Annotated in this window: 13 protein-coding genes; 7 read left to right on the top strand and 6 right to left on the bottom strand. The window is 70.3% G+C overall.

Annotation, left to right across the window (positions count from 1 at the left end):
- Window positions 1-56 precede the first annotated feature (56 nt).
- Both OHT57_RS19820 and OHT57_RS19815 read left to right on the top strand, forming a co-directional pair.
- Entirely contained in the window at window positions 57-1,457 is a 1,401-nt protein-coding gene (locus OHT57_RS19820; protein ID WP_328747790.1) for a DUF445 domain-containing protein, read from the top strand.
- Window positions 1,458-1,540: 83 nt separating this feature from the next.
- On the top strand, window positions 1,541-2,992 hold the full coding sequence (locus OHT57_RS19815) for an MFS transporter (RefSeq protein ID WP_328747789.1): 1,452 nt from the start codon (window positions 1,541-1,543) through the stop codon (window positions 2,990-2,992).
- Between the two features lie 393 nt (window positions 2,993-3,385).
- On the opposite strand, the gene OHT57_RS19810 is transcribed toward OHT57_RS19815, so the two are convergent.
- Window positions 3,386-4,789, bottom strand: coding sequence for an alginate lyase family protein (locus OHT57_RS19810; RefSeq protein ID WP_328753250.1), 1,404 nt, complete (start codon window positions 4,787-4,789; stop codon window positions 3,386-3,388).
- A gap of 131 nt (window positions 4,790-4,920) precedes the next feature.
- Between OHT57_RS19810 and OHT57_RS19805 the strand changes: the two genes are divergently transcribed.
- Both OHT57_RS19805 and OHT57_RS19800 read left to right on the top strand, forming a co-directional pair.
- Window positions 4,921-5,301, top strand: coding sequence for a VOC family protein (locus OHT57_RS19805; protein WP_328747788.1), 381 nt, complete (start codon window positions 4,921-4,923; stop codon window positions 5,299-5,301).
- A gap of 307 nt (window positions 5,302-5,608) precedes the next feature.
- Entirely contained in the window at window positions 5,609-5,797 is a 189-nt protein-coding gene (locus OHT57_RS19800) for a hypothetical protein (RefSeq protein ID WP_328747787.1), read from the top strand.
- A gap of 99 nt (window positions 5,798-5,896) precedes the next feature.
- Here the strand turns inward: OHT57_RS19800 and OHT57_RS19795 are convergent, their stop codons facing one another.
- The 3 genes from OHT57_RS19795 to OHT57_RS19785 all read right to left on the bottom strand — a co-directional run bounded on the left by OHT57_RS19795 (window position 5,897) and on the right by OHT57_RS19785 (window position 7,886).
- Window positions 5,897-6,490 (bottom strand): DinB family protein, encoded by a 594-nt coding sequence (locus tag OHT57_RS19795; protein ID WP_328747786.1) that lies wholly within the window; start codon window positions 6,488-6,490, stop codon window positions 5,897-5,899.
- A 153-nt stretch (window positions 6,491-6,643) separates the two neighbouring features.
- Window positions 6,644-7,423 carry a hypothetical protein gene (locus OHT57_RS19790; RefSeq protein WP_328747785.1) on the bottom strand — a complete coding sequence of 260 codons (780 nt, stop codon included), beginning with the start codon at window positions 7,421-7,423 and terminating at the stop codon, window positions 6,644-6,646.
- 46 nt (window positions 7,424-7,469) lie between these two features.
- Window positions 7,470-7,886 carry an SsgA family sporulation/cell division regulator gene (locus OHT57_RS19785; protein ID WP_328747784.1) on the bottom strand — a complete coding sequence of 139 codons (417 nt, stop codon included), beginning with the start codon at window positions 7,884-7,886 and terminating at the stop codon, window positions 7,470-7,472.
- A gap of 195 nt (window positions 7,887-8,081) precedes the next feature.
- Here OHT57_RS19785 and OHT57_RS19780 point away from each other — a divergent pair, with 195 nt between their 5' ends.
- Together OHT57_RS19780 and OHT57_RS19775 are read left to right on the top strand one after the other, a co-directional pair.
- Window positions 8,082-10,004, top strand: coding sequence for a sigma-70 family RNA polymerase sigma factor (locus OHT57_RS19780; protein WP_328747783.1), 1,923 nt, complete (start codon window positions 8,082-8,084; stop codon window positions 10,002-10,004).
- A 118-nt stretch (window positions 10,005-10,122) separates the two neighbouring features.
- Window positions 10,123-10,920 (top strand): SAM-dependent methyltransferase, encoded by a 798-nt coding sequence (locus OHT57_RS19775; RefSeq protein ID WP_328747782.1) that lies wholly within the window; start codon window positions 10,123-10,125, stop codon window positions 10,918-10,920.
- Window positions 10,921-10,937: 17 nt separating this feature from the next.
- Here the strand turns inward: OHT57_RS19775 and OHT57_RS19770 are convergent, their stop codons facing one another.
- Together OHT57_RS19770 and OHT57_RS19765 are read right to left on the bottom strand one after the other, a co-directional pair.
- Entirely contained in the window at window positions 10,938-11,237 is a 300-nt protein-coding gene (locus OHT57_RS19770) for a zinc-ribbon domain-containing protein (RefSeq protein ID WP_328747781.1), read from the bottom strand.
- A gap of 415 nt (window positions 11,238-11,652) precedes the next feature.
- On the bottom strand, window positions 11,653-12,651 hold the full coding sequence (locus OHT57_RS19765; RefSeq protein WP_328747780.1) for a BtrH N-terminal domain-containing protein: 999 nt from the start codon (window positions 12,649-12,651) through the stop codon (window positions 11,653-11,655).
- A gap of 141 nt (window positions 12,652-12,792) precedes the next feature.
- Between OHT57_RS19765 and OHT57_RS19760 the strand changes: the two genes are divergently transcribed.
- A complete protein-coding gene (locus tag OHT57_RS19760; RefSeq protein WP_328747779.1) occupies window positions 12,793-13,434 on the top strand; it encodes a class I SAM-dependent methyltransferase in 642 nt (213 codons plus the stop codon).
- Window positions 13,435-13,445: the final 11 nt, after the last annotated feature.

Raw genomic sequence — 13,445 nt, 5'->3', positions numbered from 1 at the left:
CCGGGAGTCGGTCAGGAAGGGACAATGGGTGAGGGATCACCGAACGGGTGGAGCGGATGGAACGTACGAAATCTGAGGAAACCGGACCGTCCGACGTGGGCGTGGAGGGACCTGCCCGGACGGGCGGGACCGCCGGGACCGTCGGGGCGGCGAACCGTGCCGCGCCCGCCGGGCCCGCCGCGCCTGTCCGGGCGATGAACACCTTCAGCGAGGCCGACCTGGAGAAACAGCGCGGTGTGCGGCGCATGAAGCTCACCGCGACCGGACTGCTGCTCTTCGTGGCGCTGGTGTACGTGCTGGCCACATGGGCGTCCCACGAAGGTGCCGGGACCTGGGCGGACTACGTCGCCGCGGCCGCCGAGGCGGGCATGGTCGGCGCGATGGCCGACTGGTTCGCGGTCACGGCCCTCTTCCGCCACCCGCTGGGCCTGCCCATCCCGCACACCGCGATCATCCCCACCAAGAAGGACCAACTGGGCGTGTCGCTCGGCGAGTTCGTCGGCGAGAACTTCCTCTCCGAGGACGTCGTACGGCAGCGGCTGCACGCCGTGGGGATCGGCAGCCGGCTGGGCGCGTGGCTCGCGGAACCCGAGCACGCCGACCGGGTGACCGCGGAACTGTCGGCCGCGCTCCGGGGCGCCCTGACCGTGCTGCGCGACTCCGACGTCCAGGCCGTGGTCGGCGAGGCGATCACCCGGCGGGCCGACGCCCAGGAGATCGCGCCCGGCATCGGGAAGATGCTGGAGAAGGTCGTCGCCGACGGCGGACACCGGCGAGCCGTCGACCTGGTGGTGACCCGCGCACATGACTGGCTCGTGCTGCACGACGCGCAGGTCATGGACGCGGTGCAGGGCGGAGCGCCCGGCTGGACCCCGCGTTTCGTCGACAAGAAGGTCGGCGAGCGGGTCTACAAGGAACTGCTGCGGTTCGTGACGGAGATGCGGGACATGCCGTCGCATCCGGCGCGCGGAGCACTGGACCGGTTCCTGTCGGACTTCGCCTCCGACCTGCAGTCCGACACCGACACGCGCGCGCGTATCGAGCGGCTCAAGGGTGAGGTGCTGGGGCGTGGCGAGGTCCAGGACCTCATCGCGTCGGCCTGGACCGCCGTACGGTCGATGATCGTCTCCGCCGCCGAGGACGAGCGCAGCGAGCTGCGGCTGCGGGTGCGGGCGTCGCTGCTGTCGCTGGGCGCGCGGATGGCCGTGGACCCCAAGGTGCAGGCGAAGGTCGACGGATGGGTGGAGGGGGCCGCGGTGTACGTGGTCACCACCTACCGGCGCGAGATCACCTCCCTGATCACGGACACCGTCGCCGGGTGGGACGCCGAGCACACGACCCGGAAGATCGAGGCGAACATCGGGCGTGACCTGCAGTTCATTCGGATCAACGGCACGGTGGTGGGGTCGCTGGTGGGGTTGCTGATCTACACGGTGTCGCGGGCGTTGGGGGCGTAGGGGCTGAGGGCGTAGACGCGCTGGTCGGGGGAACCCGGGGGAGGTTCGCCCGACCCCGTACGCCTTGAGGAGGGAGCGGTCCCTTGACCACCGCGCAGGCCGATTCCGGCCGTACTGTGACGACGAACGTCCCCGCTCGGCTCGACCGGCTCCCCTGGTCCCGCTGGCACTGGACGATCGTCATCGGACTCGGCACCGTATGGATCCTCGACGGCCTGGAAGTCACGGTCGTCGGCAACATCGCGAGCCGCCTGTCGGAACCGGGAAGCGGACTGTCGATCTCCTCCGGACAGGTCACCGGCATCGCGGCGGCGCTGTACGTGGCCGGCGCGTGCGTGGGAGCCCTGTTCTGGGGGCGGCTGACCGACAAATGGGGCCGCAAGAAGCTGTTCATGATCACGCTGGCCGTGTATCTGGCGGCCACGGCCCTGACCGCGATGTCCTTCGACTCCTGGTGGTTCTTCCTGTTCCGCTTCCTGACCGGGTTCGGCATCGGCGGGGAGTACGCGGCGATCAACTCCGCGATCGACGAGCTGATCCCGGCGCAGTACCGGGGACGGGTCGACCTGATGATCAACGGGAGTTTCTGGCTGGGAGCGGTGGGTGGCTCCCTGCTGTCGATCGTCGCGCTGAACACGGAGCTGTTCGCGAAGGACGTCGGCTGGCGGCTGACGTTCGCGCTGGGCGCCGTGCTGGCCTTCGTGATCCTCCTCGTACGGCGACATGTGCCGGAGAGTCCACGGTGGCTGCTGATCCACGGGCAGGACGAGGAGGCCGAGCGGATCGTCACGTCGATCGAGGAACGGGTGGAGGCCGAACGGGGCGAACCGCTGCCGCGGGCCGAGGGCGACATCACGATCCGCCAGCGGCGCAGCGTGTCGTTCGCGGAGATCGCGCGGACGCTGTTCTCGGACTACCGGCGGCGTTCTGTGCTGGGGTTCTCGCTGTTCATCGGGCAGGCCTTTTTGTACAACGCGATCACCTTCGGCTTCGGGGCGATCCTCACGACGTTCTTCGACGTGCCCAGCGGGAACACCGGGTACTACTTCGCGGTCATCGCGGTCGGTAACTTCTGCGGGCCGCTGCTGCTGGGCAAGCTGTTCGACACGGTGGGGCGGCGGGTGATGATCTCGTCGACCTACCTGCTCTCGGGGCTTCTGCTGTTCGCGACGGCCTGGTTGTTCGACCAGGGGTCGCTGAGCGCGAACACCATGACGGCGTGCTGGTGCGCGGTGCTGTTCTTCGCCTCGGCGGGCGCGTCCAGCGCCTACCTCACGGTGTCCGAGGTGTTCCCGATGGAGACCCGCGCGATGTCGATCGCCTTCTTCTACGCGCTGGGTACGGCCGCGGGTGGCATCAGCGGGCCGCTGCTGTTCGCCGACCTCACCGGTACGGGGAAGGTCGGCGACACGGTGCTGGCGTTCCAGATCGGGGCGGGGCTGATGTGCGCGGCGGGGCTGGTGGCGGCGGTTCTCGCGGTGCGGGCGGAGGGGCGGTCGCTGGAGGACATCGCGAAGCCGCTGACGGCTGCGTGATGCCTCCGGCGGTTGGGCGGGTTCTTGTGTGCGGGTTCGGTGGGGGCGGGCGTTGTGCGCAGTTCCCCGCGCCCCTATATCGCCTGCGGCGTCGTTGTGGGTCGGGGCCGGGGTGGGGGGTGTCCGTCCTCGGTCCGGCGGCTCGGTTGCTTCATCAGTACTGGATAACGGACGCCGGCCGCTGCGGGCGGACACCCCCCACCCCGTCCCCTTCACGCCGTCGGCGGCCGCGGGAGCGTTGTGCTTTTAGGGGCGCGGAACTGCGCGACAAGCCACGACGTGCCCGCAGCTGCCTCCGTGAGCGGCGGTCACCGGTCCTGTCGTGGCGCGGGCGACCGCAACTCCTCAGGGGCGCGGGGAACTGCGCGACCAACCCCCACCGGCCCGCAGCCCCTACTCGGCGCTTCCACCCCGGTCCCGCCGTCGCAGTAGAAGCAGGCCCCCCGCCACCGCAGTGATCCCCGCGGCTGCGGACCAGCCGATGATGTCGTCGGAACCGGTGGCCGCGAGGTCCTGGTCGGGGGCGGGAGACGCCGTACCCCCCGTCTGCGGACGTGGGCCGGAGTCCGGGGAGGCGCTGGCGGTGGCCGCCGTGTCCGCCACCCTGTCCCGCGTGAACGCCAGTGTGCCGAAGCCGAGTTGGTCATAGCCACCGCTGTTGGGGCCGTAGTCCCCGCCCCCGCCCTCCGGTGTCGACCTCGCCGCGACCCGTGTGACGTACGGCGCCGAAAGCCCCCGGCGCTTCGTGTAGTGGTTGGCGATCATCGCCCAGATGGGGCGGGTCATCGCGGGGTCGACACCGGCCGCCGCGGACGCCGTCTCCCTTCCGGACCAGCCCCCGATCGCGCCCTTCGCGCGGGTGTTCGCGGTGTAGGAGACCTCCCCTCCCATGCTCCACTTCGCCACGTACTGGGCGCCCTTGAGGAACCGGCTGTCGTCGTAGCCGTACAGGTCGTATCCCTGGTTCCACGCCATCTCGCAGAACGTGCCCATCAGCCCGACGCCGAGGAGGGCGTGCCCCTGGTCGCGGCCCGCCTCCAGCCATTCGGCGAGGCCGTCGTCGGACACGACGGGGATGGCGTTCCTGATCGCGCCGAGGCCTTCGCCGTGCTTGAAGTAGTCGACCGCGCGGGCGACTTGGGAGCTGTCGTCGCAGAAGATGCCGGTGGCCAGGACGCACGCCATGGCGCACAGGTCCCAGTTGGTCCAGTAGTTCGTGACGACTGCGCCGTTGTGGCGGACCAGGAAGTCGTCGCTGAGCGGGGCGAAGACCTTGGCGAGCATTTCCTGGAAGCGGGAGAGGTCGAAGTCGGGGTGGTCGCGGACGAGTTCGGCTGCGTTTGCGAACTGGTAGCCGTAGAGCCCCGCGGCGAGGAAACGGTCCGCGCTGCCTTCGACGGAAGTCAGCTTCGCCGACCAGGCGTTGAGGATCGCCACGGCCGTGTCGGCGTACGCGTCGTCACCGCTGACGTGGTGGCGCAGACCGTTCTGGTAGGCGGCGTGGATGTCGTTGTAGAGGGTCGCGTAGTTCTGGGGGCTGCCCGCGCCCCGGTACACCGTCGCCTGCGGGTTGGGCGTCCAGCCGCTCTGCGCATGGCGGTTGGCGGTCAGCTTGGCGAAACCGGCCGTGTAGGGCGCGGCGCCCGCCTTCACCTTGGCGGCCATGCGGTCGAGGTCGGCTCGCGTGTGCAGCAGACCCGGGTGCGCGAAGGCCGAGCCGGCCGCCGTGGCGGTGGTCGGGGTCGCGATGGTGACGGCGGCCACTGTCACACCGGCGGCTCCCGTCGCCTTGAGCATGCTGCGGCGGCTGATCTGAGAAGTCACGTACGTCATTCCTCGCGTGCCGGTGGCTGGGGACGCTCAGGAGACGCGAGGGTGGAGGAGGCGATAACAGAAAAGGCGCCGGTCATGGAAAGGGAGCCGTGTTCATGAGTATTCGCAGGATCGTGCCCGACATCCACGTCGAGTCCGGGGAGGCCATGACCGCCAACCGGGACTTCTACGGCCTCCTCGGCTTCGAGGAGGTCATGGACATGGGGTGGGTCGTGACGCTCGCGTCTCCCGCCAACCCGACCGCCCAGATCAGCTTTCTCACCGAGGACCGCACCGCGCCCGTCGTCCCCGACCTGAGCGTGGAGGTCGAGGACGTCGACGCCGTGTACGCGCAGGTCGTGGCGTCGGGCGCGGAGGTCGTACGGGAGCTGCGGGACGAGGAGTGGGGCGTTCGGCGCTTCTTCGTGCGTGATCCGAACGGCCGGGTGGTGAACGTACTGACCCACCCGGCCGGGGGAGCGGGAGTGGTCGGCTGACCCTCAGGCGTTGCGGTCGGCCACCGCCCAGGACGCCAGCGCCTCCCCGTGGCCGAGCAGGCCACGCCACGCCGGATCCAGATCACGGGCTGTGACAGCGGCCGTCGGCAGATCAGCGGCTGAACCTCGCACAGCAGACGGTGGTGTCCCGCGGACCGGCCCCCTGACCCTCGTTCCCGGGTCTGCCGAGTCCAGCAGCCCGGGCGCGAACGGCTTTGGTGGAGCCCACAGTTCCGGCAACAGGACTGTCACGGACGGCGCGTGGGGAGGGGGGGAGTCTTCCCTCACGCACCCAGAGGGAGGGCAGTTGACCGGTCATCCCCAACTGGTCCGCTCCCTGGTCCTGGCCGAGGCCGACCCGAACCCGGAGTTCCCCGGCGTGATCGCGGGCCGGCTGGACGGCTGGCCGGAGCCGATCGAGGGCTCCGAACAGGGCGAGGTGGAGTACGAACTCCTGCGCACGGACTGGGAACAGCGCCGCCGCGGGGCATCGTGAGCGGCGGCGAGGAATCGCGACCGGCGATGATACAGGTACATATGAACACGAGCTGCCGGGGCAACCCTCCTCTCCCCGAGTGCACGAAATCAGCTCAGCTCAACTCAACTTGGCCTGGGCCTCTTTGGCGGACGACTCCAGCCTGCCCCGGTACTCCCGGTACCAGGTCTCGTCGCCGCCGTCCATGTTGCTCTTGGTCTCCCGCATGCCGACCTTGCCGTCGATCAGCTCGCGGACGATGTCGGCGTGGCCTGCGTGCCGGTTCGTCTCGGCCGTCATGTGCAGCATGACCCGCTGAAGCGTCACGTGGCCGTCGTCGCCCCACCATGGAACGTGCCCCATCGCGTTGAGCGGCAGCGTCTCGATCGTCGCGTCCGCGTGCGCCCAGGCACGGTGGTAAAGGCCGAGGACGTCCTCGCGTGACTCGTCGGCGGGTGCCCACATGTCCGCGTTGGGCTCGGACTCGTCCTCGTGCCAGGGGAGGGACTCGTTGTGCGGACGGCCGAAGGTCGGGCCGAAGTAACCGAGTTCGACGCTGGCGAGGTGCTTCACGAGGCCGAGGAGGTTGGTGCCGGTCGGCGTCATGGGGCGGCGGATGTCGTACTCGGACAGTCCGTCCAGCTTCCAGATGACGGCTTCGCGTGCCGCTTTGAGATAGCGGTGCAGGTCGTCCTTGGGATCGTTTGGCTTCATGAAGGCCGAGTCTCGCATCACTCACCGCCACGACGGCGTGGATTTTCGGTTGCCCGGAAGGCGTCGGCCGCCGACCGTGCCGTCCGTGCCCGAACAGGCCGCCGCGCCCGAGAGCCCTGGAGCCCTGGATGCGGCAGGCATCCCGCAGAGCGGCTACGCCCAGTCGTCCGGCGCCCCCGCCGGGCGGCCGAAGGCCCAGATGCGGTCGAACTCGGACTGGAAGTTCTCGTACCAGTGGCCGTCGCGGCCGGAGCGCAGGGTGAGGACCGCGTCCCCGGTGGCGGAGTTGTGGGAGTAGATGTCGACGTGGATGAGGCCGTTCGGCCGTTGTGGATCGAGGAGGACCAGACCGAACGCCGGGACGAAGGGGAGCAGCCGAACCTCCACCCGGTCCAGGGCTCCCGGGGCCTCCGTCAACTCCCGCAGCAGGTCGAGGGAGGAGCGCAGCCGGTTCTCGTACACGGAGGGCCGGTCGGGCATCGTGCTGCGCCGGGCCGCCTCCGCCGGAGTGGACCCGCCCGGGTCGATCAGCGCCACTCTGACCGTCGCCCCGGCGGCCACCCGGCTCTGCAGTTCGTCGATCAGGTTCCGCAGGGTCCGGCCCAGCGTCACCCCGACGATCCTGATGTCCTGCGCCCCGCGGACCTGTTGGACGAGTTCGGGCTTGTCGTGAGCCAGGAAGTCCTCCGCCGAGACCTCTCCGGCGACGCGTGCACGCACCTGATCCGCCAGGTCCGTCACCTGCCTGCGGCTGCCGAGCAGTCCACCGGCGAGCAGGGCCAGCGTCGCGAGAGTGGCTGCGGCCAGGGTCTTGCCGCCGACCAGGTCCAACGCTCCGAGTACCGCGAGAGCCAGTGACAGCAGGGCAGTTGAGTAGATCTCCAAGTTCTCGCCCCGGGACAGATCCCGGGCCACTCGCCGCAGGAAACGCATGCGGGCCAGTGTGGGTGTGGGGTGCGCCCCTGTCGAGATCGCCGCCTCACACCTCGTCGAGCAGTGTCGCGAGCCCGTGGTCGAGATGTGCGCCCAGGTCCTCGGCGCCCGGCTCGACGACGCCGTAGGAGCGCAGCAGGAAGCGGCGGAGGGCGGCCGTGCCGAAGCGGATCACCGCGAGGCCCAGGGGCGAGTGGAACTCGATGACGGTCCGGGCCCAGCCGTACGGCCGTATCCGTACGTCCCCCTCCCCGGCCGGTGACCCGAGTCCCTCCTCCAGCAGCGATCTCGCGAACATCCACGTCACGCCCTCGCCGTCGGCCGAGACCTGCGCGGGGAAGTCGATGCGCACGGCGAACGGGTCGGCGGAGCTGTAGCGCAGCACGGGGCGTACCGGGAGTTCGGGGAGGTCGGCGGTGATCAGGCGGGCGCGGACGGTGTGTTGGAGGGTGGTGTGGCGCATGGGAGTGGGTCCCCGTTCCGGGTGAGAGGTGAGTCGGCTGCCTTTTCGACTCACCGCAGTGCCCCTTGATTACGCCGTAATCGCAGACCTTTTATGTGATCTGGATCACTCCTGGAACTGGATGATTGAAAGTTTTGTCATCTAGGCTGACAAATCCATCCGAGCCCCGGCCGCCGGGAACTGGAGCGTTCCTGCATGACCGATCAACCGGCCAGAGTGCCCGCCCAGGCGTCCCCCTCCGTCACCGCCGCTTACGTGCGGATCTACGAGGAGGAACAGCCGCGCCTCGTCGCGTACGCCCGCTCGCTCACCCGCAACACCTGGGCGGCCGAGGACCTCGTCTCCGAGGCGCACTTCCGCGTCTGGCGGCGGCTGTCCGCGGGGCACGAGATCGACAACGTCCCGGCGTACCTCATGACGACCGTGCGCCACCTCGCGTCCTCCGTCGCGAGCGCCACGCACGAGACCCCTCGGGACCCGCAGGTCCCCGAACAGGCCATGGGTACGGCGGCCTTGGGCGGTTCCGCCGGCCACGCGCAGGACCCGGCCGAACAGGTCTCTTCCACCGACCTGTTGGTACGCGTCCTCGGTGAACTCCCCGAACGCTGGGTGCAGGCCCTGTGGCTCGCCGACGCCGAGGGCCAGCCGCTGGAGTCGGTCGGCCGGCAGATCGGCGCCAAGCAGGGCGCCACGGCCGTACTGCTCCACCGCGCCCGCGAAGGCATGCGCCAGGCGTTCCTGCGCTCCCAGACCGAGGCCCCCGACGATCCCGCCTGCGAGGTCCACTGGGTCCGCATGCCGGCCTACGTCCGCGGCAACGCGACCCCGCGCCAGTCCGAACGCCTCCTCGCCCACGTCGACGCCTGCGCCGAGTGCCGCGGGCGCCTCGCCGTCCTGATCCGCGCCAACAACCGGCTGCCCGCGCTCGTGGGACCCGCGCTGCTGGTCTTCGTGGTGGGCGGCGGAGGCACGGGGAAGTTCCTGGCGTCGCTGACGGCGGGGACTGCGGGGACGGCGGTGTCCTCCGGGGTGTTCGGTTCGGCCGGCGGGAACGGTCTCCTCCGTACGGCCCGTGCGACGGCCCCGAAGACCAAGGCCGCCCTCGCCTCGGGCACGGCGGCTGCGGCGGCCGTCGCGGCCGTGGCGATCGTGATCGCCTTCGGGGCGAACGAGTCCCCCGCGACGGTGACTCTGCCGGGCAGGGCGCCGGTCGCACAGGCGCCGGTGGCGGGGCCGTCGACGGGAACTGCGGGCGAGCAGCCCGGGAACCCTCCCGCCGACGAGCGGGGCCGGGGCCGTAGCCGGGATCGGACTCGCGACGACGAGGCCGGTGCCGGGGCGGGCGTTGGGGGCGTCCAACTGGTCGTGGATGCTCAGGGTTCCGGGGGTTCTGACGATCCCTCGGGTGCCGTGGACGACCCGCCTCCGTCGGAAGGGCCCGCGCCGGGAGCGCCAGCCCCGAGTCCGAGCCCGGTTGCGCCCGCGCCCGGGGGAGAGAAGCCGACGCCGCCGGCCGTAAAGACGCCGCCCCCGACCTCGACGCCGGAACCCGAGCCGGAGTCCCCCCAGCCCACGGAACCCGCGAACCCGGAGCCCGGCAATCCGGGCGAGGTCACGCCCGCACCGGAGCCGACACCGGACACCCCGACTCCCGCGGATCCCGACCCTGTCGGGAAGACACCGGAGCCACCGACGCACTCGGAGCCGTCGCCCGCGCCGGTGTCGCCTGCGCCGGTATCGCCGGAGCCGTCGCCCGCGCCGGAGTCGCCCGAGCCGTCGTCTCCGCCCGCGTCACCGGAACCGTCAGTGCCGACCGAGCCTTCGCCGCCTTCGTCGGATCCGTCGCCGCCTTCGTCGGACCCGTCGGACCCGTCGGATCCGTCGGACCCGTCGGTGTCGCCGACCACCCCGGCGCCCCCCTCGGAGCCATCCGTACCCCCCACCACCCCCGAGCCCCCGTCGGAGCCCCCGGCCGCCCCCTATCCCCCAGCCACTCCCGAGCCCCCCACTGCACCCGCGGAACCGTCGACCGATCCCGCCCCGGAGACTCCTCCGACCGCTCCGCCGACCGTTCCTCCGGTCACCGGCGGCGGCTGCGGACCCCAGCCCACCTCCTGACCCCGCCCCCCGATCCCGCCGCCCAAAACCCCGGCACCGGCAAGGGAGTTGAACCGGGCGTATGGAAAGCTGACGCGAGCCGTCGCCTGCCGCCGCGGCCGTCTGAGAGGAGCGCACCGTGAGAGAGAACGGCTTCCGTGCCGAGGAGATCGACACCAGCAAGCCGCACCCCGCACGGATCTACGACTACCTCCTGGGCGGCAAGGACAACTACGAGGTCGACCGCGAGGCCGGCGAGCGGCTCGTCGCGGTGGCCCCGGAGGCGCGGATCGGCGTACGGGCCAACCGGGCCTTCCTGCGCCGGGCCGTCCGCCACGTCGTGGGCACCGGTGTCCGCCAGATCCTGGACATCGGTACCGGCCTGCCCACCTCACCGAACGTCCACGAGACGGCACTTGAGGTGGCACCGGACATCCGCGTCGCCTACGTCGACAACGACCCGATCGTGAACACCCACGCCGGCGCACTGCTCAGCGCGGACGGCACGACCGGCATCGCCCTGGCCGACCTGCGCGACCCGCGGGCGATCCTGGACGACCCCGACGTCCGCAGGGTGATCGACTTCGACGAGCCGGTGGCCCTGCTCCTGGTCGCGGTGGTCCACTTCCTCACGGAGGCGGACAAGCCGGAGGAGATCATCGGAACCCTGCGCGACGCCCTCGCGCCCGGCAGCCACCTGATTCTCTCCCACGCCACGGGCGACTTCGCGGAACGCGGCGACGCGGCGGCGGTCTACGCCAAGGCGACCGCCACCATGAACCTCCGTACCCGTACCGAGATCGAGCGCTTCTTCGACGGCTTCGAGCTGATCGAACCGGGCGTGGCCCAGGTCCCGTTCTGGCGCCCGGACGCGACCCCGCCGCCCCGCTCCGAGGAGATCGGCTTCTACGGCGGGGTGGCCCGCAAACTCGGCTGAAGCCCGGGCCGCGCCCCTCAGTGCTGGTGCGGCTGCTGCGGGGCCTGCCCGTGCACCTGACCCCCGGGCGAGGCACCGGCCGCGGCCTGCGCCTGCAACTGCTCCGCATCCTGGGCGTTCACCTTGTGCTCCGCACCGCAGAAGGTGCACTGCGTCGCGTACTTGGTGGAGATGGGAAACAGCGGCACGAAGAACAGCGTGAACTTCGTGACCCGCTTGCGCAGCGTGTGCGCGGCCGGGTTCCCGCACTGCCCACACACGAGTGTGAGTATCGCGAGCTGGTACAGGTACCCCTTGGTGCCAAAGAGGATGAACATGGTGTCGCCTTCCAGGATCGTTGCGTGAGAGGCAGTATCCCTGCAGTCGGCGTCGCAGCCGACGCCCGGACCGTTCGGAGCTCCGGCAGCACGCGGTCGCAGAAGACCGCGCACGGTCCGTCAGCGCACACCGACTCCGTACACGACACCGCTCACGAGCGTCGCCGCGCAGCCCACACCGAGCCTGTCGAATGCGCCGTTCCCCGATCGACCGGGTCTGATCCACCCGACCTGATCCACCCGACCTGATCCACCCGACCTGATCCACCCGACCTGATCCACCCGACCTGATCCACCCGACCTGATCCACCCGACCTGATCCACCCGGTCTGATCCACCCGGTCTGATGCACCCGACCTGATCCAGCGATCTGACTCGGCACTCTGCCTCAGCGAACTGATCCAGCCGACCTGCTTCAGCAGCCCTCGCTCCCCAGCCGACTCAACGCCTGCATGGCCTCGCGCTCGACACGCGACAGATCACAGAGCGTCGTCCCTGCCCGGACGAGGTACTGCTCCTCGCCCGACTCTCCGGCCCGCGTGATCAACGCGGCGACCTCCGTCCACAGGACGGCCGCCTCGGCGTACAGCCGGTGACCGTTGCGCAGGTGGTCGCTGTCGAGGGACTGGGCGCATTCGGCGAGGAAGTCGCGGTAGAGGTTGCGGAACAGGGCGCCACCGGTACCGGCCTTCTCCATCAGGAGCGCGGCCTGCGGCAGATCCCGCCGCGGGTCGTCGGTCCGCCGCAGCCATGCCCGTACCAACCTGCCGGCCTTGTCGATGCCACGGTGCCCCAGGTTGGCGATGGGCGGGTTGAGGAACGCGTCGGCGCAGCCGGTGATCGCGGACACGATCCGGCTCTCCGGCGCGGGCAGTCCCTCGGGAACGGTGAGCGTGAAGGACCGGTGCCGGGCGGTCATCGGCCCCCGCGCGGCCCTGGCCTGAGCGAGCCCCTCCAGACCGACGGAAACCGCACCCCCCTGGTGCTCGGTGTCCACGAGGTAGGCGTTGCGGTCGTCGTACCCGTACAGGGCGACGACATGACCGCCGAAGTGCACCTTCGACCCGAAGTAGTCCAGGTGGTAACTGTCGAGCTGCAGCCCCACGGGACGCCCGGCGTCGACGGCGGCCACCACGTTCGCCCACCCCTTCCGAGGAGAGGCGGTCTCCTGCACCCGAAGATCCAGTCCAAGGGTGCCGGCCAGATTCCGGGTGAGTTCGAACGGCCTGACCCGCCCTCCGAGAAAGGGAAAGCCCATGCTCTTGCTGTCCCAGTAGACGAAGGACAGCCCAGCACCGAGACCGAACAGCATGGGCTCGGACAGATCAACTCCCTGATGCCGCAACAGCACCCCGAGAGCGGTCGTCTCACAGTGCCGCATACCGCGGGCGTCGACGCCCTCTACTGTGCTCACGCGTGCGCTCCTGAACGTGGAGGACCGGCCGGGTCGCCAGGTCCACACCCGGGCCGCCGCAGAAGCCGAACAGGCCCACAGGTACAGCCACTTACGGGACTCCTACGGACCTTGACCCCTACGCCAAGGGAGGCACCCATCATGCCCAACCCGGACAGCCAGATCCCCTACTGGAACGCCGCCGCGACCACGAAGACCTTCACCCATCCCCTCCACCTGCCCTGGCTGAACGGTCTCGACAGACGCGCCGCGATCCTCGACTACGGCTGCGGATACGGCCGTGTCATGTCCGACCTCGCACGGCACGGCTTCGACAACCTCACCGGTGTGGACACCTCGCCGGAAATGATCAGCAGGGCCCGCCGCGAACACCCCACCCTGTGCTTCACGACCCCCGCCGATCTCCCCAGTTCACCGGGATCCTTCGACGTGGCCCTGCTCTTCGCCGTACTGACCTGCGTCCCCGCCGACGAAGCCCAACACCACCTGATCACCGACCTGCACCGCCTCCTGCGCCCGGGCGGCACCCTCTACATCAGCGACCTGCTCCTCCAGTCCGACGACCGCAACCGCCGTCGCTACGACCGCGACGCCGACGTCCATGGCACCTACGGCGTGTTCAGAACGAACGACGGGGCGACCTGCCGCCACCACTCCCGCGAACGGCTCTCCGCCCTGCTCGCCGACTTCGAGATCACCGAAAGCCGCACCCTCACGGTGCCGACGATGAACGGGCACGCGGTGACGGGAATCCAGATCCTCGCCCACAAGCCCGCGAACTGACGCGGGAGCCC

Source organism: Streptomyces sp. NBC_00285 (assembly GCF_036174265.1).
GTDB lineage: Bacteria > Actinomycetota > Actinomycetes > Streptomycetales > Streptomycetaceae > Streptomyces.
Note: the sequence above shows the minus strand (reverse complement) of the source record. Positions and strands in the feature narration are given on the sequence as shown.

Excerpts from the sequence above, each read along its gene's own strand:
- OHT57_RS19780 (WP_328747783.1), top strand. The coding sequence starts at position 8,082 with ATGACCGATCAACCGGCCAGAGTGCCCGCCCAGGCGTCCCCCTCCGTC.
- OHT57_RS19785 (WP_328747784.1), bottom strand. The coding sequence starts at position 7,886 with ATGCGCCACACCACCCTCCAACACACCGTCCGCGCCCGCCTGATCACC.
- OHT57_RS19770 (WP_328747781.1), bottom strand. The coding sequence starts at position 11,237 with ATGTTCATCCTCTTTGGCACCAAGGGGTACCTGTACCAGCTCGCGATA.
- OHT57_RS19820 (WP_328747790.1), top strand. The coding sequence starts at position 57 with ATGGAACGTACGAAATCTGAGGAAACCGGACCGTCCGACGTGGGCGTG.
- OHT57_RS19805 (WP_328747788.1), top strand. The coding sequence starts at position 4,921 with ATGAGTATTCGCAGGATCGTGCCCGACATCCACGTCGAGTCCGGGGAG.
- OHT57_RS19810 (WP_328753250.1), bottom strand. The coding sequence starts at position 4,789 with ATGCTCAAGGCGACGGGAGCCGCCGGTGTGACAGTGGCCGCCGTCACC.
- OHT57_RS19790 (WP_328747785.1), bottom strand. The coding sequence starts at position 7,423 with ATGCGTTTCCTGCGGCGAGTGGCCCGGGATCTGTCCCGGGGCGAGAAC.
- OHT57_RS19760 (WP_328747779.1), top strand. The coding sequence starts at position 12,793 with ATGCCCAACCCGGACAGCCAGATCCCCTACTGGAACGCCGCCGCGACC.
- OHT57_RS19795 (WP_328747786.1), bottom strand. The coding sequence starts at position 6,490 with ATGAAGCCAAACGATCCCAAGGACGACCTGCACCGCTATCTCAAAGCG.